The 19,946-nt window shown below is 60.8% G+C and carries 16 protein-coding genes and 2 pseudogenes; 11 read left to right on the top strand and 7 right to left on the bottom strand.

Going from position 1 to position 19,946, the window contains the following annotated elements; genetic code table 11:
- Positions 1-375 precede the first annotated feature (375 nt).
- The 4 genes and pseudogenes from AC0NID_RS28140 to AC0NID_RS28125 all read left to right on the top strand — a co-directional run bounded on the left by AC0NID_RS28140 (position 376) and on the right by AC0NID_RS28125 (position 5,759).
- The gene (locus AC0NID_RS28140; protein ID WP_473457595.1) at positions 376-1,926 is read left to right on the top strand and encodes a winged helix-turn-helix domain-containing tetratricopeptide repeat protein; all 1,551 of its coding nucleotides are present in this window, start codon (positions 376-378) and stop codon (positions 1,924-1,926) included.
- A 308-nt stretch (positions 1,927-2,234) separates the two neighbouring features.
- Positions 2,235-2,480 (top strand): annotated as a pseudogene (locus tag AC0NID_RS28135) (IS30 family transposase); the annotation flags it as partial.
- A gap of 117 nt (positions 2,481-2,597) precedes the next feature.
- Positions 2,598-2,822: a hypothetical protein gene (locus AC0NID_RS28130; protein ID WP_473457602.1), complete on the top strand. Its 225-nt coding sequence runs from the start codon at positions 2,598-2,600 to the stop codon at positions 2,820-2,822.
- Between the two features lie 726 nt (positions 2,823-3,548).
- On the top strand, positions 3,549-5,759 hold the full coding sequence (locus tag AC0NID_RS28125; protein WP_473457594.1) for an adenylate/guanylate cyclase domain-containing protein: 2,211 nt from the start codon (positions 3,549-3,551) through the stop codon (positions 5,757-5,759).
- Between the two features lie 47 nt (positions 5,760-5,806).
- On the opposite strand, the gene AC0NID_RS28120 is transcribed toward AC0NID_RS28125, so the two are convergent.
- Both AC0NID_RS28120 and AC0NID_RS28115 read right to left on the bottom strand, forming a co-directional pair.
- Positions 5,807-6,319: a YHS domain-containing (seleno)protein gene (locus AC0NID_RS28120; RefSeq protein ID WP_023799193.1), complete on the bottom strand. Its 513-nt coding sequence runs from the start codon at positions 6,317-6,319 to the stop codon at positions 5,807-5,809.
- 25 nt (positions 6,320-6,344) lie between these two features.
- Complete coding sequence (locus AC0NID_RS28115; RefSeq protein ID WP_473457593.1) at positions 6,345-7,013, bottom strand: ankyrin repeat domain-containing protein; 669 nt, start codon at positions 7,011-7,013, stop codon at positions 6,345-6,347.
- An 83-nt stretch (positions 7,014-7,096) separates the two neighbouring features.
- Here AC0NID_RS28115 and AC0NID_RS28110 point away from each other — a divergent pair, with 83 nt between their 5' ends.
- On the top strand, positions 7,097-7,609 hold the full coding sequence (locus AC0NID_RS28110) for a hypothetical protein (RefSeq protein ID WP_419693257.1): 513 nt from the start codon (positions 7,097-7,099) through the stop codon (positions 7,607-7,609).
- Between the two features lie 321 nt (positions 7,610-7,930).
- Here AC0NID_RS28110 and AC0NID_RS28105 read toward each other — a convergent pair whose 3' ends face one another.
- Positions 7,931-9,115, bottom strand: a complete 1,185-nt coding sequence (locus AC0NID_RS28105; protein ID WP_473457592.1) for a LysR substrate-binding domain-containing protein — start codon at positions 9,113-9,115, stop codon at positions 7,931-7,933.
- A 608-nt stretch (positions 9,116-9,723) separates the two neighbouring features.
- Positions 9,724-10,143: a nuclear transport factor 2 family protein gene (locus AC0NID_RS28100; RefSeq protein WP_473457591.1), complete on the bottom strand. Its 420-nt coding sequence runs from the start codon at positions 10,141-10,143 to the stop codon at positions 9,724-9,726.
- 237 nt (positions 10,144-10,380) lie between these two features.
- Here AC0NID_RS28100 and AC0NID_RS28095 point away from each other — a divergent pair, with 237 nt between their 5' ends.
- Together AC0NID_RS28095 and AC0NID_RS28090 are read left to right on the top strand one after the other, a co-directional pair.
- Positions 10,381-12,150 carry a winged helix-turn-helix domain-containing protein gene (locus AC0NID_RS28095; protein WP_473457590.1) on the top strand — a complete coding sequence of 590 codons (1,770 nt, stop codon included), beginning with the start codon at positions 10,381-10,383 and terminating at the stop codon, positions 12,148-12,150.
- A 264-nt stretch (positions 12,151-12,414) separates the two neighbouring features.
- Positions 12,415-13,455, top strand: a complete 1,041-nt coding sequence (locus AC0NID_RS28090; RefSeq protein ID WP_473457588.1) for a YihY/virulence factor BrkB family protein — start codon at positions 12,415-12,417, stop codon at positions 13,453-13,455.
- 256 nt (positions 13,456-13,711) lie between these two features.
- On the opposite strand, the gene AC0NID_RS28085 is transcribed toward AC0NID_RS28090, so the two are convergent.
- Complete coding sequence (locus AC0NID_RS28085) at positions 13,712-14,098, bottom strand: hypothetical protein (RefSeq protein WP_473457587.1); 387 nt, start codon at positions 14,096-14,098, stop codon at positions 13,712-13,714.
- Between the two features lie 200 nt (positions 14,099-14,298).
- Here AC0NID_RS28085 and AC0NID_RS28080 point away from each other — a divergent pair, with 200 nt between their 5' ends.
- A complete protein-coding gene (locus AC0NID_RS28080) occupies positions 14,299-14,838 on the top strand; it encodes a GNAT family N-acetyltransferase (RefSeq protein WP_473457585.1) in 540 nt (179 codons plus the stop codon).
- 249 nt (positions 14,839-15,087) lie between these two features.
- Positions 15,088-15,381 (top strand): annotated as a pseudogene (locus tag AC0NID_RS28075) (RES domain-containing protein); the annotation flags it as partial.
- A gap of 41 nt (positions 15,382-15,422) precedes the next feature.
- On the opposite strand, the gene AC0NID_RS28070 reads toward AC0NID_RS28075, so the two are convergent.
- Positions 15,423-16,442, bottom strand: coding sequence for an LLM class flavin-dependent oxidoreductase (locus AC0NID_RS28070; RefSeq protein ID WP_473457584.1), 1,020 nt, complete (start codon positions 16,440-16,442; stop codon positions 15,423-15,425).
- A 266-nt stretch (positions 16,443-16,708) separates the two neighbouring features.
- Positions 16,709-18,139 (bottom strand): NAD-dependent succinate-semialdehyde dehydrogenase, encoded by a 1,431-nt coding sequence (locus AC0NID_RS28065; RefSeq protein ID WP_473457582.1) that lies wholly within the window; start codon positions 18,137-18,139, stop codon positions 16,709-16,711.
- Between the two features lie 168 nt (positions 18,140-18,307).
- On the opposite strand from AC0NID_RS28065, the gene AC0NID_RS28060 reads away from it, so the two are divergent.
- Both AC0NID_RS28060 and AC0NID_RS28055 read left to right on the top strand, forming a co-directional pair.
- The gene (locus tag AC0NID_RS28060; protein WP_474033348.1) at positions 18,308-18,931 is read left to right on the top strand and encodes a GntR family transcriptional regulator; all 624 of its coding nucleotides are present in this window, start codon (positions 18,308-18,310) and stop codon (positions 18,929-18,931) included.
- A gap of 3 nt (positions 18,932-18,934) precedes the next feature.
- Positions 18,935-19,927: a proline racemase family protein gene (locus AC0NID_RS28055; RefSeq protein WP_473457580.1), complete on the top strand. Its 993-nt coding sequence runs from the start codon at positions 18,935-18,937 to the stop codon at positions 19,925-19,927.
- Positions 19,928-19,946 lie beyond the last annotated feature (19 nt).

Here is a 19,946-nt window from a genome sequence, read left to right as displayed (position 1 = left end):
ATTAGGTCCACCGTCAAGCGGGTAGGTCGACGGGAAAGATTCAGCAGAATTTCAGAAATCTTCCGGTACGCGCCCGTTCCTTGGCTTCACTGTTCTTAAGAAGGAACCGGATGAGGTCGAACATGTCACAGAATGAGAACACGCGCCAAGCCGCCCGGCAGGAACTCCTCGAATATGTATCTTGCGTTATGGCTGCGTCGCCTTGTGCGCCCATGCCTGGAACGATGTTCGAAATGCTCGAGATCATCGCCATGGAGAGGCGGATGGCTTCCAGCCAAAGTGAGGGCGAATCAAATTCCTTTGATCCCTTGACGTCTGAGCGAATTGAGACCCCAATCAGACAGCGTCTAGTCAGGCTGATCAGGTCGGCATTCGATGTCGCAGGAAAATCCAGAGCACGTTCTGGCACTTGGCAGTTGCGAACTTGATCTTGCGCGCGGCCTCCTTCTCCGCGACGGGAAACCTGTTGCCCTCCGCTCCAAGGCGTTTGATCTGTTAACCTATCTCAGCAGGAATGTTGGACGTGTCGCGACCAAGTCGGAACTGATGTCAGCGGTGTGGCCTGATGTCTTCGTGACCGAGGACTCACTGACGCAAGCCGTCAGGGAGTTGCGAAAGGCGCTGCAGGACGAAAGCCAAACCATTATCCGCACGGTCGCCAAACGCGGCTACGTCCTCTCTCTTCTCGATGCGCCAAAGCCAGAGCGCTCTGGACAGCCGAGCGTTGCTGTTCTGCGCTTCAGCAATGAAGGTGCGCCGGAAGACACCCCTCTGGTTGACGGCTTCGCCGAGGACATTGTCAATGCGTTGGCTCGCTTTGGAACGGTCGTTGTGCTGGCGCGCAATTCCGGATTTGCATTTGTCTCGGATTCCGCTTCCGATTGGCGTGCCATTGGCGACAGCCTTGGCGCAACCTACTTGGTCCGTGGCAGGGCGACGACTCGCGCAGACGGCATGCGGGTCACCGTCAGCCTCATTAATGCCTCGACGGGTGGAGTCCTCTGGAGCGATAATTTTTCTGCGTCTGGCGGCCAGATCTTCGATATGCAGGCAGAAATCGCTCGCCGTGTGGTGAACCGGCTGGTCGCTCGGCTCGACGACGCAGGGATTAAACAAGCAACCCCAAAGCCTACGGACAGCTTGGCCGCATACGAGCTTCTCCTGCGTGGATTGGCCCGGCTGCGCGGCTACGCTGATGATGACAACCAAGCCGCCCGAGTTCTCTTTCAGGCTGCGGTCGAAAAGGACCCGACCTATGCCTTGGCGCATTCCTACATCGCGCTCGCCGATCTCATAATCGGTGGCTATGCTGAGGCATCCCCAGCGTTGCTTGGTTCAGTGATCGACCGCGCAGAGTGTGCGGTGACCTTGGCGCCGGAAGAGCCACGCTGCCATCGCGTACTCGCCCAGGCTTTCCTCTCAGCCCGTCGGTTCGAAGCGGCTGAACATCACCTTCAACGCGCCCTCGACCTCAATCCATATGACGCCGATACGATTGCGCAAATGGGGTACTTGCTCACGATGAGAGGCAGGCCTCTTGAAGCACTCGCGGCGCTTGACAGTGCGATACGGATCAACCCGATCCATCCTGATTGGTACCACTATGATCGCTCTATCGCGCTTTACTCTTCAGGAGACTACAAGGCCGCGCTCCTTAGCATGTCGAAGCTCCCATTAAAGACACCCTGGCGGCTGACAAGGCTCGCGGCGTGCCATGCGCAGCTCGGCGATCTCAAGGAAGCCCAGCGCATTATCGCAGAGGTCAAGCGGACAGCGCCTGACTATTCGCCACTGGAGTTTGCGCAAACCCGGATAGCGTTCGAACATGCGAGTGATATTGAACACTTCACTGCCGGCGTCGCCAAAGCGCTTGCAGCGTATGAGGCCGGAACCGCAGTTGGCGCACTCCCCAGACATCGTGAGTAGATCGGATGTGCTGCGCCACGAGTTCCTGCAGCCGCCAAAGGTTGGCATCGTGAATGCCGAACTTCCCCGAGTTGACGACCCCTTATTTTCGACATTGTCGGGACAATCCCGAAGGCATTTGAACCTCCCCAAGTCGGGTTCGTTGACGCATTGGTGATGCACCGTACGCTATAGGGCTACCACAATGGGTGCTCGATGCGTAGTAGGCCGTGCCGGCCACGGGGCCACCTGAACGCGCAGGTAGCGCGGTAGGCTCAATTGGTGAGCGCAACACACTAATCTAGTCTTGTCAAAGATGGAGTGTGGCCATGAAGCAGCGACGGCGCATCTACTATTCTGCCGCTCAGCGATCGGAGATCTGGGATCGGTGGCAGGCCGGCGCGTCGATGAGGTCGATTGGGCGCCGGTTTGATCGGGCGTCTTCCTCGGTGTTCTCGGTGATCTCTCCTGCCGGAGGCATTCGCCCAGCCGATCGGCGACGGTCATCGAAGGCGCTCAGTTTGGGTGAGCGGGAAGAGATATCGCGAGGGCTCAGCACACGATGCTCTTTGCGTTCAATCGCCCACACATTGGGTCGCTCGCCGTCTACGATCAGTCGTGAAGTCCTTCGCAATGGCGGGCTCGATAGGTATCGGGCCGCCCGTTCCGATCAGGCCGCTTGGGATCGGGCCTTGCGCCCCAAGCTGTGCAAGCTGGCTTGCCGTCCGTTCCTGAGCCGGACAGTATCGGCCAAGCTGCAGCGGAAATGGTCACGAGAGCAGATTGCTGGCTGGCTCAAGCGCACCTACCCAGGGGAGCCGCAAAATCAGGTGTCGCACGAAACGATCTATCGCAGCCTGTTCATCCAGGCTCGCGGGGTGCTGAAACACGAGCAGGCGAATGTAACAATGGGCTGAGAGCGCGCCCGAGGATTTCAGCCGAACGGTTACCGGGCTCCTGGTCGATCGAAGCCGCGGGCCGGTCAATGGGCGCAGTCGCGCCATTTCGTGACCTTTGCGGACGCCGTCAGAAAGGTCCGGTTCCTGACACATTCTGCCTTCGGACCGCGCAATGACGCCCTGAACCCGTAAGCGTGGCCCCGGCTCGCAGCCCGAGCTAGTGCCGGGTCGGCCGCGGCAGGATTTGACGGAGCACCGTTTGGCACTGCAACCGGTCTCGCTGCATACCTACTGGGACGGTCTGGTCTGTGACAAAGCAATGCCGCAGAAGGCAGTCGAAGCCGCGCGACGCTGCCGATTGCGCAATCCTCTTCACATTGCTGCATGCGGCGCGGTGCGGGTGCGCGTCCCGCGATAATACCAGCAAATTGGTGGGCCAGCGTCGCAATCCAGACAACCTGCGCCTGCGCCATGCCTGGGGTCGCGTGTTTGCGAAGCTACATGGCGTCGCGTCTCCCCTTCGGTCCGCGCGGCGGCCTGCTCGAGATCGGCGGTACCGGATCCGCGTTCGCGATCCCTGCGATGCTGCACCAAAACCTGTGTGCTGCACGATTTAGCACAAAGGTTTCCCGCATTGAGCGTTTTCAAAGACTTAGCTTAGTGCTCGACGTGCAGCATTCGACGTTCGGGCTCCTTGGCCGCGCATATGGTCTTACCATGGGGCTTTCCCTATAGTCATGCGCAGTGGAACAGGCCCAACATCTGGAACGCAAGCTGGTCGCCATCCTCGCCGCCGATGTGGTGGGGTACAGCCGGCTGATGGGGCTGGACGAGACAGGCACGCTCACCCGGCTCAAGGCGCTTCGCCGCGAATACATAGAGCCGTTGATCGAAGGATATCATGGCCGCGTCGTCAAGCTCATGGGCGACGGCGCGTTGGTCGAGTTCGCCAGTGTGGTCGATGCAGTGGCCTGTGCCGTCGAAATCCAGCGCGTCGCCGCGCAGCAGAACTTCAACGTGCCGGAGAACGCCCGGATCGTGTTCCGCATCGGAATCAACCTGGGTGACGTGATCATCGACAAGGATGATTTTTACGGCGACGGCGTCAATATCGCGGCCCGCCTGGAAGGACTGAGCGATCCCGGCGGTGTCGTCATATCCGGAACAGCCTATGATCAAGCCCGCAACAAGCTCGGCCTGACCTTCAAGTCGCTGGGCGAACAGCGCCTGAAAAACATTGCCGAGCCGGTGCGCGCCTATCGCGTGCTGTTGGAGCAAGCCCCTAGTGCCAGGAAGTTGCGCTCTCGGCGGCCGTTGATCGGCGCTGCAGCGCTTTTCCTGGTGCTGGCGGCGGGCCTCGCGGTGGTTCTCTGGCCGCGGGCGGTCGCGCTTCTGCAGGACCAAAGCTCGACGATCTCTGCAGAGGGCAAGCCCACCATTGCTGTGTTACCCTTTGCCAATCTCGGCCAGAAGGCGGACCAGGACTATTTCGCCGAAGGGCTCACAGACGATCTCATCACCGATCTCTCGAAGATCTCCGGGCTCCTCGTCATTGCCCGAAACTCCTCGTTCTCCTTTGGGGATCGATCCCTCGACATCAACGAGATCGCGAAGCAGTTGAATGTCCATTACGTGGTCGAGGGCAGCGTTCGCCGGGACGGAAATTCGGTCCGCATCAACGTCCAGCTCATCGACGCCAAAACCGGAAGCAACATCTGGGCCGAGCGCTTCGACCGCGACTACTCCAAGATTTTCGTGCTGCAGGACGAAGTGATCGGGCGCATCGTCGAGGCTCTGTCGGTGCGCCTGACGGAAGGCGAGAAGGCGCAGATTGCTCGCCTGCCGACGCGAAATCTGGAGGCGTACGACTTCTACACCCGCGCCGAGCAGAAAGCGTACGTGGTCGACTTCACGTCTCTCGGTGAGGCTCTGTCCCTGTATCAAAAGGCCATCAAGCTCGATCCGGCGTTCGCGGACGCCTATTCGGGATATGCCCGGGCCACCGTGGACGTGCTCGGCTTCGATTTCCAGCGCCTGATGCTGAGTGCCGTCGCACGGCAGCGCGCCTATCAAGCGGCAGGGCGAGCGCTGGAGCTCAATCCTCAGTCCTCGCGAGCCTATGCCGTGCTCGGCATCCTGCAGATGCTTGACGGCGAGATCGACGAGGCGCTCGCGTCCGTCCGCAAAGCCGTCGCGCTCGACCCGAACGGTGCGGAGGCAGAGCTCAACCTGGCGATCGTGCTGACGTATGCCGGGCAGAACCCGGAGGCACTGGCGGCTATGGAACGGGTGCTGCAGCTCGATCCCAAGCCACGGGCGCAGGTCTACGACTATTACGGCTTCGTGCTCTATATGAACCATCAATACGAAAAGGCCCTGCAGGCGCTGAGTCAGGTCCAGCCGGAAGAGCGCAGCGACCTCGGCCTGGAGGCGCTCGCCATGGCAAATGCGCGCCTGGGCCGAATGGCCGAGGCGCGCGATGCGGTTGCAGCAATCCTGAAGAAGATTCCCGTGCAGAATCTCGCCGGCTTTCGCGTCGTATACGCCCACCACCGGCGGCAGCAGGATCTCGATCATCGGCTGGATGCTCTTCGCTTAGCCGGGTTTCCGGAGCGCGCCTTCGATTTTCGTGCGCAGGAGGAGGACCGCCTGGACGCCGAGGCCGTGCGAGCCTTGACGGGCGATCGAACCTGGACCGGACGTCAAAACAATGGCGCACCGTTCGTCATGGAGCTGAGCGCAAACGGAGATTTCGCCCTGAGCTCGCAGGGCAGCATCATCACCGGTACGTCCACGCTGGAGGGCGACCTCTTCTGCACGCAATCCGTAGCGACGTTGCTCGGCCGCAAGTTCTGCGGCCTGCTCTATCGCAATCCCCAAGGGAACCGCGAAACGCAGGACGAGTATGTCTGGCCGGACTCCGTCACGGTATGGTATTTCTCGGTGTCTCAGTAATACGCTCGGTTCGACTCGAGCGACCGCGACTTCGCGCCTGAGCCGAGTCAGTTGCCGGCCGCTCTCGCCTCGAATTCCTTCGCTTCGACCGCAGGCCATTCGGCGTCGGCCTTCGCAAGGACAGCGGCGGGGTCGGCATCGAAGTCTTCCTCCAGGCCCTCCTTCCCAGAGAAAAGGAAGAGCTTGCCGTTCACAATGCGCCAGGCTTCCGGGTCAATGTTCGCGGATGCCCCCTTGAATGCCGCATTCAGCGTGCAGAAGCCGCCAAACTGAGGGGCATAGCGCACCGGCTCGGAAGCGAAGGCATCGCGATGTTCGACGCTGGCGAAATACCACGTCGCCCCGAGCCACTTCTTCGAGATCTCGGGCGAACCCATGGTCGCACGACCGTCGGTGAAATACGCCACCGGATCGTAGCCCAGTATGGCGACGTTGCCGAAGTATCCAGTGTTCACTCCATCGACGGCGTAGGATGCGCCAGTGCCAAGGAGCAGGAGGGACGCGGCTGCCACTCCTGCGCAAAGCAAACTGTCAAACGCTCTGGAACGGTTTTGTGTCATGTTTCTCTCCAGTAACCTCGTGAGGTCAGTTTCCCGCGGCCATGCAATCCTTGAGCGCCGCCCCCAATTTTTCCTTGGGTTGGCATTTCGCCCCGCGCTGCTTGAGCAGAACCATCACCTGCGCACTCTGAAAGAACGTCGCCCGGCTGAGAGGTGTAAACCCGTACTCCTGGATTGCTTCGACCTGTGCACCACGCGCGATCAACAGGTCGGCGACGGCCACCTGGTTCTCTTCGGCCGCTACGTGCAGCGGGGTGATCTTGTGCGTGCTCAACGAATCAACCGCGGCCCCGTGGTCGAGCAGCAGTTCCGCTATCTCCAGGCTTCCTGAATACGCCGCCGCATGAAGCGCGGAGAAGCCGCGGTCGTTGCGGGCGTCGACGTCGGCCTTGGCCTCGATCAGCGCCGTCGCTACCTCCACCTTGCCGGCAAGCGCGGCGTCGATCAGTGCAGTCTCGCGGCTTTCGTCGCGACTGTTCACATCCTCGCCTTGTGCAAGGAGCTCGCCGACTTTGGCGGCATCGCCCTCGCGCGCAGCGTCGTGAAGCGGCCCGGCAGTCACCGCACCGGCGGCTAACCAGGAAATGAAAGTAACGACGAGAGCCCGACTGAAAATCCGAAGCCAGCCGGTTCGGAAACGCCTGACCCGCATCGGGAAGGCCCTCGGCAGCAACAATCGCCTCGAGATCGTCATCGTCTAACCCTCCGGGCGCCGTTCGCCCGCGGATGGACGTGTATGAGACCACTCTAATACATTCGGCGCAGCGGAGCCATAGGGTGCGCGAGTCGAACTCGCGCGAGGCGCGCCGTGTGCTCAACTGGCCGTCGGCGATGAAGGTGATCGGCGAGGTTGCCCACAAGGCCGTGATCGCGCGGGACAGCATGAGCCATATCGACGACATTGCCGGTGGGCTGCTGTATGATGTCCCGTGCCCGAGCGCCCCGACGACGTCATCGAAGTCAGCCTCCCGTTCGTGCGGGGCGAGGCGAAGAACGCCGGCATCGACTTGGCTAGCCGAAAATCGCGTGAGGGCAGACGGCGTGCCCAACAAGGCGACGCGAGAGCGTCAGCCGGTCCCTCTCGACGTGATCATCAATCGCATGCGCTGTCACGAGCGCAGTTCCTACCTGGCGCTCAAGGCGAACAATGACGTCGAGGCCGAGCGGCACCTCAAAGAGGCGGACCGCAGCCAGGGCCGCGGTGCCATACGTGATCCGAAGCTGTCCGCGATCGAGATGAACGGCGAGCTTGGGCGCGGGCGTGGTCAACGTCGTCGGGGTAGGCAGTAACGAGGATCGTCGGAATCGCGTAACCCGCCTCGATGAGGTGAAATGTCCGCCTTCCACTCCAACGCGGTTCCGTGGAACGGCAGCATCGGGTCATGGGCGTGAATTCGACCGCGGTCGAACGAGCTTCCGCAAACGGTGTCGATTTCTGCCGTTCGTCTCGATCATTGGAACGAGCAACGAGCGCCATATCGCGACATTCAGGGCCCTTCTCAAAAGCTGTCCTTCGCGCACGGCTCGAATCGACCCACTGCGGTCATTTAGGCGGGTCTATTATCTGGCGGGCGGCACTCGCTGACGTTGTGCTACATTAATTCCAACTTGCTAGCGGGGCGTTTGCCGTCCACCGAGTGGGTCCGCCTCCTCCGCAGCATCGCCCTTGATCTCTTCAGTTATCCATTCCCTGAAAGCGAGAATTTTGCGAGAATTCTGACGCTCCTCCGGATAAACCAGCCAAAAGCTCGCGCCGCTGCGAGCGACGATATTGAATGGTTGGACCAGACGGCCGACGGCGATCTCCGCAGCGAAGAATGAGGGAGTTAGGATAGCCATTCCCTGTCCTGCCATCGCCGCTTGGCTGATCGCCATCTGCGTTTTAAGCCGAACGAGCGGACGGAACGCCGGCTCGGGGTTTGAGATACCAGAAAGTCTGAACCACTCTAGCCACCAGTCATCGCTTGTGGTCCAGGAAAGCAGCGGCAGTTGCAAGAGATCAGTCGGGGCGACGACACTGCCGGTTCTGGAGAGGAACTCCGGGCTGCAGAGTGGGGTGAACTCGACCGGCATAAGCCTATGCGACTGGAGGCCGGGCCAATTGCCATGGCCCTCGCGGATACCGAGATCGAATGTCTCGCGGGTGAAGTCGACCACCCGGCCCATCAGCTCAAGTCGTACGTCGATGTCAGGATTGGCCAGTTGGAACGCACCTAACCGTGGCACCAGCCAGTTCGTAGCAAATGTCTCCGCCGCGGTAATCGACAGGACGCGCTCAGTCACCGCATGAGGCGTCCAGCGATAGACCTGCACTGGCTTTGCTATATTCTTCAAACTTTGCGCCCCAAGGTCGAAGAATTGCAGCGGCAATCGTTGCTCCACATGCTCGTGAATATTGCCGGAGAGGCATATGCCGCCGGGCTCTGCAAGCGCCTCTAAACGCACCGCTACGTTCACGCCGTCGCCGTAGAGGTCGCTGCCCTCGACCATCACGTCGCCAAGGTTGATGCCGATCCGAAACTTCATTTGGTGGCCCTCAGGCAGATCGAGAGGGCGTTCCGCAATATCATTCTGGATGTCGACAGCAGCCCGCGTCGCCTCGACAGGACTTGCGAATTCAGCCAGCACGCTGTCGCCTGCACCACCGAAGATTCTGCCGAGATGCTTGCCGACTATTTCTTCTATGACGGCATGGCAGGTTCGGAACGCCGTCCGAGTACGCTCCTCATCGACTTCCATGAGGCGGCTGTAACCGACGACATCGGCTACAAGTATGACTGCAAGGCGGCGTTCCATGTTCACCTCGATCCGCCAAGATAACGAACCGCCTCGACAAATTCTATGCGGATGGAGGGGGACGCTTTCTCCTCTTTTGGCAAGGAACAAATGCTCCGATTCCGCCACATGCCCATTTGAAGGTGCCAGGCGGGTATTTAATCCACGTATGACAGCGGCGTGCTTGACCGCCCATTGAACGGGCGATCGTCTGGCGGGAACGACAACTCGCGACCCCGAACGGAAGTTCGCTCGTCGGGGGCGAATTCACGCCGATGACCCGGTCCGGCCGTACAAGGCGTTTCAGGCGACGAAGTCGAACCACCACCGTGCGTGGCTCGATCGCGCCAGATCCAGACCTTCGAAGCGAAAGACCGATCGTCCGCGAAGCATACCATGAAGGACATTTCGGTAGCCGGTGTTCAATAGTAGGCCAGTCTCACGCTACTCGTTTGCGCGCCCGATGTTTGTTGATTTACACGCCGCGCCGCATCGGGATGCCCGAATGGGAGCATCTCGAAACAAGCCACGTATTGCCGGAAAGGGCAGCTGTGGCTCATACTGTGAAAAGATCTCCTACGCTCCAGACCATAAAGCGGAAACGTCGATTAACGCTCGTGGTCGCCAGACTAATGTGCCGGCGCCGGTACCGGTAGGATGCTTGAGACCTTCCAGCCTTCCGGCGTGTTGGCTAGCACCATGTTCATCAGGAACCTCATTGCTTGCGGCGGTTGGCCCGGCGCACCGATCGTGAAATTGATTGGGATGTAGATTTGCGCCGCCCCGTCTCCGATCATCATAACTTTCATGCCTGAAGCCTCGGCGTCGAGGCGCCACGTTCCCTCATACAGTGATGCGAAGCGTTTGAGCGCCGCATCCTGTCCCCAGACCGGCGTGCCACGCGTGATCCAGAGAAAATGCGGCGAGCGCAGCAACAGGGACTCCACTGCCTTGACATCGTGGGCGTTTTGGGCGGCAACAAAGCGATCGAAGGTTGCTCGCACCTCATCTTCGGGCGCCGCGACGGCGGACCTGATCATGAAGAACATGAGCAGGAGCGCGACGCATCCTACCCAGCGCCCCGCGATGTGATTGCGGTACAGGCCGATCCAACCAGTCTTGTTGCTTACTCGAATCATGGTCCGCTCTCCTTTTCCTCAGCGTGAGGGTCCGCCGTCCAGTTCGGGGTGACCGCTCGTTCCGCATACGGGAAAGATCCATGCACGGGCGGCCGGTGTCTTTGGAAATCCCTTAAATTTTTCCTCCGAATTTCCTAAGGTGCCGGGATGCGTGCCTCCCAGGATCAGGCTTTTGAGTTTGGCGACTTCGTCTTGGTGCCCAAGGAGCGCCTGTTGCTGTGCGGTGGGGAACCTGTCCCTCTGACCCCCAAGGCCTTCGATCTGCTCGTGGTTCTCGTCCGCCGCAGCGGGCATCTGGTCACCAAAGACGAGCTGTTGGAGGAGGTCTGGCCCAACACATTCGTGCAAGAGACGAATCTGACTGTGAACATCTCCGCTCTGCGCAAAGCCTTGGAGCGGGGTCGCAATGGAAATGGAATGATCCAGACTGTGCCAGGCCGCGGCTACCGCTTTGTCGCACCGGCCGTGACACGCGAGGCAGCACCGGTCGCGATCGGGGCGGTCGCTGTGTGGCGCGCGCGGCCTCAAAACACCACCGTCCCATTCGCCTCGGTGGCCGTGCTACCTTTCGTCAGTGATAGTTCGGGCAACAATTACTTGGCCGACGGTCTGACCGAAGCCATCGTCAATGGGCTTGTGCAATTGCAGAGCCTGCGCGTCGCACCCAGGGCCAGCGCATCCCATTACAAAGGGTCCTTCGCCAAACCGAAAAATGCCGGCCGCGAGCTCAACGTCGCCGCGGTGGTGACCGCAAGCATATCGCAACGCGGCAATACCTTGAGAATACAGGTTGACCTCGTCGACGTCGCCCGTGACTCCCAGATCTGGGGCGCCCGGTACCAAGGCGATGCATCCGAATTAGTTCATCTTCAGACCAGAATTCTCCAGGATCTCCCACGTGCATTGAGAGTTCCGCTCTCCGATCAGGAGACCCGGCGGCTTGCCCGGCCCGTCACCGAGAAAGCGGACGCCTATCGCGTTTATCTCCAAGGCCGCTACGAATGGGGCCAGAGGTCGGTAGCTTCCTTGAAGCGGGCCATCGAACGGTTTCGACACGCCGTCGAGATCGATCCGCAGTTTGCGGCTGCCTATTCGGGGCTCGCGGACTCCTATTCGATCCTGGGCTATTTGAGCTATCTCGCTCCAGCCGACACCTTTCCTGAAGCCAAGCGCCTCGCCACCAAGGCGCTCGAGTTGGATGCGTCGCTGGCCGAGGCGCACGCCTCATTGGGCTTCGTCAAGCTGTACTTCGAGTGGGACTGGCCTGGAGCCGAGGCGGCATTTCAGCGCGCGATCGCGCTCGATCCGAACCACGTGGCATCGCACGAATGGTACAGTATCTATCTGCTGACCGCTGGCCGGCCCGTGGAGGCATTTCGCGAGATTCAGTTGGCACAGCAGCGCGATCCACTCTCACTTTCCGTGAACACCGATCTAGGATTTTACTACTATTATACCGGACAATATGCCGAGGCGGTGAAGCAATTAAAACTTGTATTGGGAATGAATCCAGATTTCGCGCCGGCACATCTCTGGCTCGGCCGGACCTACCAGGAACTGGGCAAGTTCGACGATGCACTCGCCGAATATCGCCGGGTTGAGGACCGGATCCGCGATTGGCCCGTTTCGATTGCAGCACGGGGGTTCGTCGCCGGCGCTGCGGGCCGGCCTACGCTTGCTCTCGAGGTGTTAGCCGAGCTGAAAAAGCTGTCGGATCGCAGGTTTGTGACGTCCTACGGCATCGCGCTCATCCATGCCGGCCTTGGTCAAAACGACGAAGCCTTCGCCTCGCTCAACAAAGCCTTCGATGAGAAGTCGAACTGGCTGGTCTGGTTGCGCCTTGATCCGCGCTGGAATGCACTGCGGCCCGATCCACGATTTACAGAGCTCGTGAACCGAATGCGATTTCCGCCGTAGGTTGAGCGGCACACCCGCGAACCGCGAAGAGGCCGCCTGCCGCCGCCGAGATTCGAACCAGCAAAAGCTCTGTACGACCGCTTTCAGGGCAAGCATCGTGCCCGCCATTTTGGTTGTCGTCTTTGGGGGTCAGATCAGGACAATGTCTGAAGGTCGCTCACTTAAATCTCACATATAGGGCCGCGCGCCGGGTCTCAGCAGTTCCAACGTGCATCCTTTGGCCGACTTGCACGTTGCACGACGAGCAGACGGCGGACTCGAACAATGGCCAGCGAGAGACCTAACAGATCCCACGCCAAACAGGTACAGAACAAGCGCCGGGCGCAGCAGCAGGGCCGCGGGCGAGATGCGGAGCGGCCCACGCAGATTCCGACCAAAGGCTGGAAAGACATCCTTGCTCGACTGGTAGCTGAAGTAAGCGATGACCGGGTCCCGCTGATCGCGGCAGGAACCACGTTCTACCTCCTTCTGGCGCTGTTTCCTGCACTTGCCGCTTTCGTTTCGATCTACGGCTTCGTGGCCGATCCTAAAACAATCGCCGAGCACATCGCTTTCCTCGGCGGCGTTCTGCCGTCGGGCGGGCTCGATCTAATCCGGTCACAGCTTGAGTCCCTTGCCGGACAGGATACCGGCGCTTTGAGCTTCGGCTTCATGTTGGGCCTCGCCGTTGCGTTCTGGAGCGCCAACAACGGCATCAAGGCCATCTTCGAAGCCATGAACATCGCCTATGAGGAGACAGAAAAGCGCGGCCTCGTCCGATTGAATCTGCTGGCCTTAGCCTTCACGCTCGGCGCCATCTTCATCGGCATCGCCTTCCTCGTCTCGGTCGGGCTAGTCCCTGCAGCGCTCGCGCTCCTCAATCTGGGCAACTGGACGGAGACGCTGATAAAAATCCTGCGTTGGCCCGTGATGCTGGTCGCGGTGGCGGCAGGTATCACGCTCATCTACCGCTATGGTCCTAGTCGCGAGAAGGCGAAGTGGCGGTGGCTGACCTGGGGCGCCGGCCTGGCAACGGTCGTGTGGCTTGCCGCCTCGATCGGGTTTTCGTTCTATCTTGAGAATTTCGCCGATTACAACGCCACGTATGGCACGCTCGGCGCCGTCATAGGCTTCATGATGTGGACCTGGATCTCCGTCATGATCCTGATCGTCGGAGCCGAACTTAACTCCGAGATGGAACACCAGACGGCCAAGGACAGCACAACCGGCGCACCGCAGCCGATCGGAGCGCGAGGTGCCGCGATGGCCGACACGCTGGGCCGCTCGGCCGAAGGGAACGGCGCCGAAAGCGCATCACGACACTGAGAATCCTGTCGAAAATTCGGGTGAAGCCAAGTCGGCAAAATCGGCCACGAGCTCGCGCAGTTCATCAGAAAAGCCGGTATCTTTGCGGCCTTTTGGAGGCCGGCCTTTTCCGAAAATCGCCAAAGGAAATCGCCCGGCACTTGCCGCCTCTTGAGCAAGATCCGAACTCGCTGCCGGTCCGCTACCTGCTCTACTATTTCGGCAGTTGAGGAAGATGGAGGCATGACCAAGCTGCCCCTTATGGCAAGGTAGAAAATCAGTAAAATGCGCCCCAGACCTGACGGAGGTCGTCCGATGTCGTATCGTATCTGGAGGACTTCTTGAGCCCGACGTGATCGTCGTCGGCGTCCTCCATGGCGACGATCTCGGCCCGCGCAACGGTGTCAAAATCTGCGGGAACGCGCCAGCCAAATCCGCCTGAACCGTCACCCGAGTTCCAGGTCGGGATCACGGCGGAGTTCTGGAGGTACGGGTTCCAGTTCCAACCATGCCTGCTTGCCACTGACGAGTTCGCCTTCGGACAGCGGCGCTTGGCCTGCTGTTCAGGAACAACAACGCCCAAGCGAAGTTTGGTGGTCCAGGAGGTAACGATAATGCGCACACTGAGAACTTTCTTCGGATACTTGTGGCGCTCGAATAGCAAGTCGCCGCCCCGCCTTGCGCCGCCGGTCGACGCGATCGTTCGGCTGCTGAAAGAAAAGCAAAAACTCGCTACAAAGGAAGGGCTTGGTCGACCAGATTAGACTGCTGGCGGCTGACTGCGCTGCGACGCAGGATGTGGCGACGCTCTACATACGGCCCAGGTCACAGTCGAGTGAGGGAGATTTAGTGCAGACTATCTCGATGCAAGGCATCCGCCTGGCAAGGCATGAGGAACTCGACAAGATCAGCGCGCTGGTCTGCGATGCCTTCGCATCGTTCCGGCACGCTCTGCCCAGGCACATCTTCGAACCTTACGTAAACGATGCCTGCGATCTTGCGGGGCGATGGGAGGATGCGAGCCTGGCGGTGCTCGAACACCAAGGACGGCTCGTCGGGACAGTCAGCTACTACGCGCAGGCCGCCCACCAAGGCATGGGCTGGCCGCCTGGGCTGGCGGGCCTCAGGACCCTTGCGGTTGCTCCCTTGGCACGGGGACACGGCTATGGCCGCGCGCTTTGCGAATGGTGTGTGATGCGCGCCCGCTACCAGGGCGCACATGCCCTTGCGCTCCACACTGCCTCGTTCATGACGTCGGCATGCATGCTGTACGAGAACCTCGGCTTCCAGAGACGCCCCTCCCACGACCTTCTCGCATCCGATATTATCGGCTTTGATCCGGCTCTCGGCGATCAAACAGTCATCGCATACCTGTTGCCGCTACAGCATGTCGACAGGTCCTGATCGATAAAGAATGGCCCCTCGCGCTTTCCGAGATGCTGTCTCGCAGCCTCCGCCGGTTGTCCCTGGGCCAAGGGATCCTGACTTGGGTTGATGAGACGCCAACCTCCAACCGATTGCGATTGCCGACGAGCCCGGCGGGAGTTGGCCGGGGCTGACGTTGTCGAGCAATAAGCAGGCGGAAATGGGTGCACCTTCTCCTGAACTTTGACAATCTTGGCATTCGCAGTGGACGACCAGGGCAGGCCGATCGTTGCGGACCTGACGACAGAGCAAGGAAGGGGAGAATTCTCCGTCACGCTCGAGGACATGGCCTGCGCCTGGGCGACGGCTCTCAGCGATGGAAATCGCCCAGCGTCATGGTCCATCCATGACCGACTGCGGCCGCAAGGCATTGCTGGTATTCTGGTTGCGAGTTTTGCTCCGGGTGCCGAGACGGAGGATCGCAACCTGGTGCTTTGGGACTGGGGTCGCGATCTTCCGCACAGGGTAACCGTATTCGACCCGAGCGGCCGGCTGCCAAAGGAGCAACTGTCATGGCGATAAAACATTCGCGCAAGAGTTAGCGGCGTTTTCGGCCGCAGGTGTCAGCGCCAACCCAAGGCCGGGGCGATATGGGTCAGGATCGCCTCGATGACATGGGCATTGTAGTCGACGCCGAGCTGGTTGGGGACGGTGAGCAGCAGCGTGTCGGCCTCGGCGATGGCGTCGTCCTTCTTCAGTTCCTCGATGAGGGCGTCCGGCTCGGCGGCATAGGTGCGCCCGAACACGGCGCGCCTGTCCGCTTCGATGTAGCCGAAATGATCCTCGCTCTCACTGCTGCCGAAATAGGCGCGGTCGCGATCGTCGACCAGCGCAAAGATGCTACGGCTCACGGACACGCGCGGCTCGCGCTCGTGACCGGCCGCCTTCCAGGCCGCACGAAAGGCCCTGATCTGGTCGGCCTGCTGGATGTGAAAGGGTTTTCCGCTTTCGTCGAACTTGAGCGTGGAGCTCTGCAGGTTCATTCCTGATTTCGCCGCCCATTCCGCGGTGGCATTGGTGGCGGCGCCCCACCAGATCCTGTCGCGCAGACCCTCCGAGTGCGGCTCGACGCGAAGCAGACCGGGAGGATTGGGAAACATCGGCTGCGGATTGGGCTGGGCAAAGCCTTTGCCGCGCAAGACCTCGAGCAGCACCTGCGTGTGTCGCCGGGCCATGTCGGCATCGCTCTCGCCCTCTTGCGGGGCGTAACCGAAGTAGCGCCATCCGTCGATCACCTGTTCGGGCGAGCCGCGGCTGATGCCCAGCTGCAAACGCCCGCCGGCGATCAGGTCGGCAGCGCCTGCGTCCTCGGCCATGTAGAGCGGGTTCTCGTAGCGCATGTCGATCACCGCCGTACCGATCTCGATACGGCGGGTCTTGGCGCCGACGGCCGCCAACAGCGGGAACGGCGAGCCAAGCTGGCGGGCGAAGTGATGCACGCGAAAATACGCCCCGTCGGCGCCCAACTCCTCGGCAGCGACGGCAAGCTCGATGGACTGCAGGAGTGCGTCGGATGCAGAGCGTGTCTGCGACTGGGGCGAGGGCGCCCAGTGTCCGAACGACAGAAAACCGATCTTCTTCATGTGGCCGCCGCGTCAGGTGAGAGGTGTCCGCGTTATCTAGTTACAAAACCGTTGGCGCGCCACACCGAATTCGGGCCTGAGAGATGCGGAGAAGGACAGGAGAGGTTTTTGCCGAGTGCAGGCCGCTCTCCTTGTGAGATTGATACGGATTTCCAATTGGACAATCAGGCAGATGATGAGCCCTCGCTTGGGGACAGGAGATCGGTATCGGTCGTACCGCTGCGTGGGCGTGGAGCTGGGCGCCGCTATCGAAGCAACTTCGCGCCTCACATCTCCGTCACAAATTTTGTCCGCAGATAGGCGTCAAGCCCTTCGATGCCGCTCTCTGAGCCATAGCCGGAATCGTTGACGCCGCCGAACGGTGTTTCCGGTGTCGACACCATCATGTGGTTGACGCCGACCATTCCGGCTTCAACTGCCGCTTCGGTCTTCTGTGCGAGGCTGAGATTGCGGGTGAAGACAAAAGAAGCCAGGCCGTAAGGCAGCGAGTTTGCTCGCTCGATCACGTCGTCGAAGGTTGAGAAGGTGGTCGTCGGCGCGATTGGCCCGAACGGCTCCTCTGACATGATTCGCGCCGTATCCGGTACGTCTTTCAGCAATGTCGGTGCATAGAAGTAGCCCTTGTTGCCGATACGATTGCCGCCGGTGACGACGGTCGAGCCTTTCGCCGTTGCGTCACTGACGAAAGCGTCCATGGCGTCGAGCCGCCGGGGCGCAATCATCGGGCCCATTTGCACGCTGGTGTCGAGTCCGTCCCCGACCCTGAGCTTTTCGGCGCGGGCTGCGAAGCCCTCGATGAAGCGGCCATAGACAGCCTCTTGCACGTAGAAGCGGGTCGGCGACGTACACACCTGGCCGGCATTGCGGAACTTGAATGCGACGAGCATATCAAGCGTCTTATCGAGATCGGCGTCCTCATAGACGATGACCGGGGCGTGGCCGCCAAGCTCCATGGTGCAGCGCTTCAACGTGTCGGCTGCCTGTTTCTGCAGCAGCTTTCCAACCGCAGTCGAGCCGGTCAGCGAAACCTTCTTCGGAATCGGCGAGGCGATCAGATAGGACGAGACTCGGGCGGGCTCGCCGAAGACGATGTTGAGCACGCCTTCGGGAAGTCCGGCATCCTGGAAGCAGCGGGCGATGGCAACGGCGGTTCCGGGCGTTTCCTCCGCCGGCTTCAGGATGATTGAGCAGCCGGCGCCGAGGGCGCCTGAAATCTTGCGGATGACATTGCTGGCCGGAAAGTTCCAGGCCGCGAATGCAACGACGGGGCCGACCGGTTCCTTGAAGACCATCTGCCGCACGCCGGGCAGCCGGGCAGGGACGATGCGTCCGTAGGCGCGCTTGCCTTCTTCCGCATACCAGCGGGTCGCGTCGGCGGCGAACTGCACCTCGCCCGTGGCCTCGGCCAGCGCCTTGCCGTTTTCCAGCGTCAGTATACGGGCGATGGTATCCTTGCGTTGCTCGATCAGGTCTGCGGCCTTGTCCATGATCGCCCAGCGCTGCATGGCGGTCATGGCCTTCCATAGCTTGAAGCCTCTGGCTGAGGCGGCAAGAGCGCGGTCGAGATCGGCCTCCGTAGCGTGCGGCACGGTTGCCAGCACTTCTTCAGTCGCGGGATTGATCAAGGGATCGGACTTGCCGTCTGATCCCTGGCACCACGCGCCGTCAATCAGCAACTCGATCGTCTCTGGATACATGTCCTGGCCCTTCTCGCTCAGCGGCCCCGCGCAAAGGCCGCCGCAGATTGCAGGTCGAAAGAAATTTCCGCGGCGGGTTGACCAGTACATTGTATACAGTATGGTGTCGACATGATTTTAGCGCGCATCCAGAAATTGTCGGTCGCCATCCCTGAGAACCTCGCTGAGATGCTGGAGGAGGAGATTATCTTCGGCCGCCTCAAGTCCCGGGAGCGATTGACCGAGGAGATGGTCGCCGCGCGCTACGGCGTCAGCCGGTCGCCGGTACGCGAGGCGCTGAGGCTGCTCGAGCGGGACGGTCTTGTGATGCGCGAGGCCAGGCGCGGCATCTGGGTCTCGCCGATGTCGCAGCGCGATTTCGATGAGGTCTATACCTGTCGGATCGAGCTGGAGGGGCTGGTTGCTAAACAGGCCGCCGAATCCGCCGACATCGAAAAGAAGGCCGAGTTCAAGAACCTGCTTTCGGAGCTGAGGTTGGCTCAGGCCAGAAACGATGCGCGGCAGTTCTTCATCGTCGACGTGCGCGGTTCCTTCCTGACCTACACCCTAGCCGGTAACAAGACCCTGACGCGTCTGCTCGGCGGGTTGGAAAAGCAAGCCTTGCGGTACCGCTATCACGCCTATGAGCAGGACCCCAAAATCATCCAGCTCTCGCTCGATGACACGGCGCGTATCTATGACGCGATCACCGACGGCGATGGCGAAAGTGCCAAGGCGATGACCGAACACCTCATTCGGGAAATCTGGCAGAGCATGCGGGCCGGTATTCGCGATGCCTTCGGAGAGGGCTAGGTCGTGTCAGCGTTCTCATCAGCGTTCAGCGTCATCGATTCCCATACCGCTGGTCACCCAACGCGAGTCATATTGAGCGGCGTCCCGAAGCTCATTGGTTCGAGCGTGCGGGAGAAGCGGGACCATTTTCGTCAACACTTCGACCATCTTCGCCCGGCATTGCTGCACGAGCCGCGAGGTCATGCCGCCATGGTTGGTCTGGTGCCGGTCGCCTCGGATGTCGCCGACTACGGCGCATTCTTCATCTCGTCCTATGTCTATCTCGACATGTGCGGTCATGGCACGATCGGCTTTGCCAGGACGCTGGCCTTCACCGGTCAGATCAGTGCGCCGACAGGCGACAGTTTCACGCTGGAAACGCCGGCCGGGATCGTAACGGTTCACCTCAACTGGAACGAGGACGGCTCGCTCGACCGGGTGCGCATCGCCAATGTTCCAAGCTATGTCGGGCTCGAGCATCTGAGTGTTGCGGTCGAGGGTGTCGGCAATGTCGACGCCGCCATCGTCTATGCCGGCATGTGGTACGCGCTGGTGGACGCGGCTCCACTCGGATTCAAGCTCCTTCCGGACAGCGCATCGGCCTTGATGCAGGCCGGTGCCAGGATCAAGGACGCGATCAAGGCGGCAACGCAGGACATGCCGCTGTTCGCCGGTGCCGCCGCGCCGAGCGTGCTCTTCTACGACGCCGACAGCGAGAGTTCGGCGACGCATTTCCTGGTGCTGGAATCAAACAAGTTCGACCGATCGCCCTGTGGCACCGGGACCTCGGCACGGCTGACTTATCTGCTGCACAAGGGGCTGATCAGCCCCGACCAGACCTACCACGCCAGGAACATATTCGGCATTCCGTTCGAGGCGCGCTGGCAAGGCCGCATGAGGGTCGAAGGGCGTGAGGCGATGATTGTCGAGATCGAAGGCGCCGCCTTCATCACCTCGACCCAGACCATCTACTTCGAGAAGGGCGATCCTCTCTCGCAGGGATTCTTATGCCGCTAATCAACCAATAACTCAGAAA

It is taken from the genome of Mesorhizobium sp. WSM4821, assembly GCF_055901555.1.
Note: the sequence above shows the minus strand (reverse complement) of the source record. Positions and strands in the feature narration are given on the sequence as shown.

Coding starts and splice junctions, on each gene's coding strand:
- AC0NID_RS28065 (WP_473457582.1), bottom strand. CDS start 18,139: ATGTATCCAGAGACGATCGAGTTGCTGATTGACGGCGCGTGGTGCCAG.
- AC0NID_RS28100 (WP_473457591.1), bottom strand. CDS start 10,143: ATGTTCTTCATGATCAGGTCCGCCGTCGCGGCGCCCGAAGATGAGGTG.
- AC0NID_RS28080 (WP_473457585.1), top strand. CDS start 14,299: ATGCAAGGCATCCGCCTGGCAAGGCATGAGGAACTCGACAAGATCAGC.
- AC0NID_RS28060 (WP_474033348.1), top strand. CDS start 18,308: ATGCTGGAGGAGGAGATTATCTTCGGCCGCCTCAAGTCCCGGGAGCGA.
- AC0NID_RS28120 (WP_023799193.1), bottom strand. CDS start 6,319: ATGACACAAAACCGTTCCAGAGCGTTTGACAGTTTGCTTTGCGCAGGA.
- AC0NID_RS28115 (WP_473457593.1), bottom strand. CDS start 7,013: ATGACGATCTCGAGGCGATTGTTGCTGCCGAGGGCCTTCCCGATGCGG.
- AC0NID_RS28090 (WP_473457588.1), top strand. CDS start 12,415: ATGGCCAGCGAGAGACCTAACAGATCCCACGCCAAACAGGTACAGAAC.
- AC0NID_RS28140 (WP_473457595.1), top strand. CDS start 376: ATGTCGCAGGAAAATCCAGAGCACGTTCTGGCACTTGGCAGTTGCGAA.
- AC0NID_RS28070 (WP_473457584.1), bottom strand. CDS start 16,442: ATGAAGAAGATCGGTTTTCTGTCGTTCGGACACTGGGCGCCCTCGCCC.
- AC0NID_RS28105 (WP_473457592.1), bottom strand. CDS start 9,115: ATGGAACGCCGCCTTGCAGTCATACTTGTAGCCGATGTCGTCGGTTAC.
- AC0NID_RS28095 (WP_473457590.1), top strand. CDS start 10,381: ATGCGTGCCTCCCAGGATCAGGCTTTTGAGTTTGGCGACTTCGTCTTG.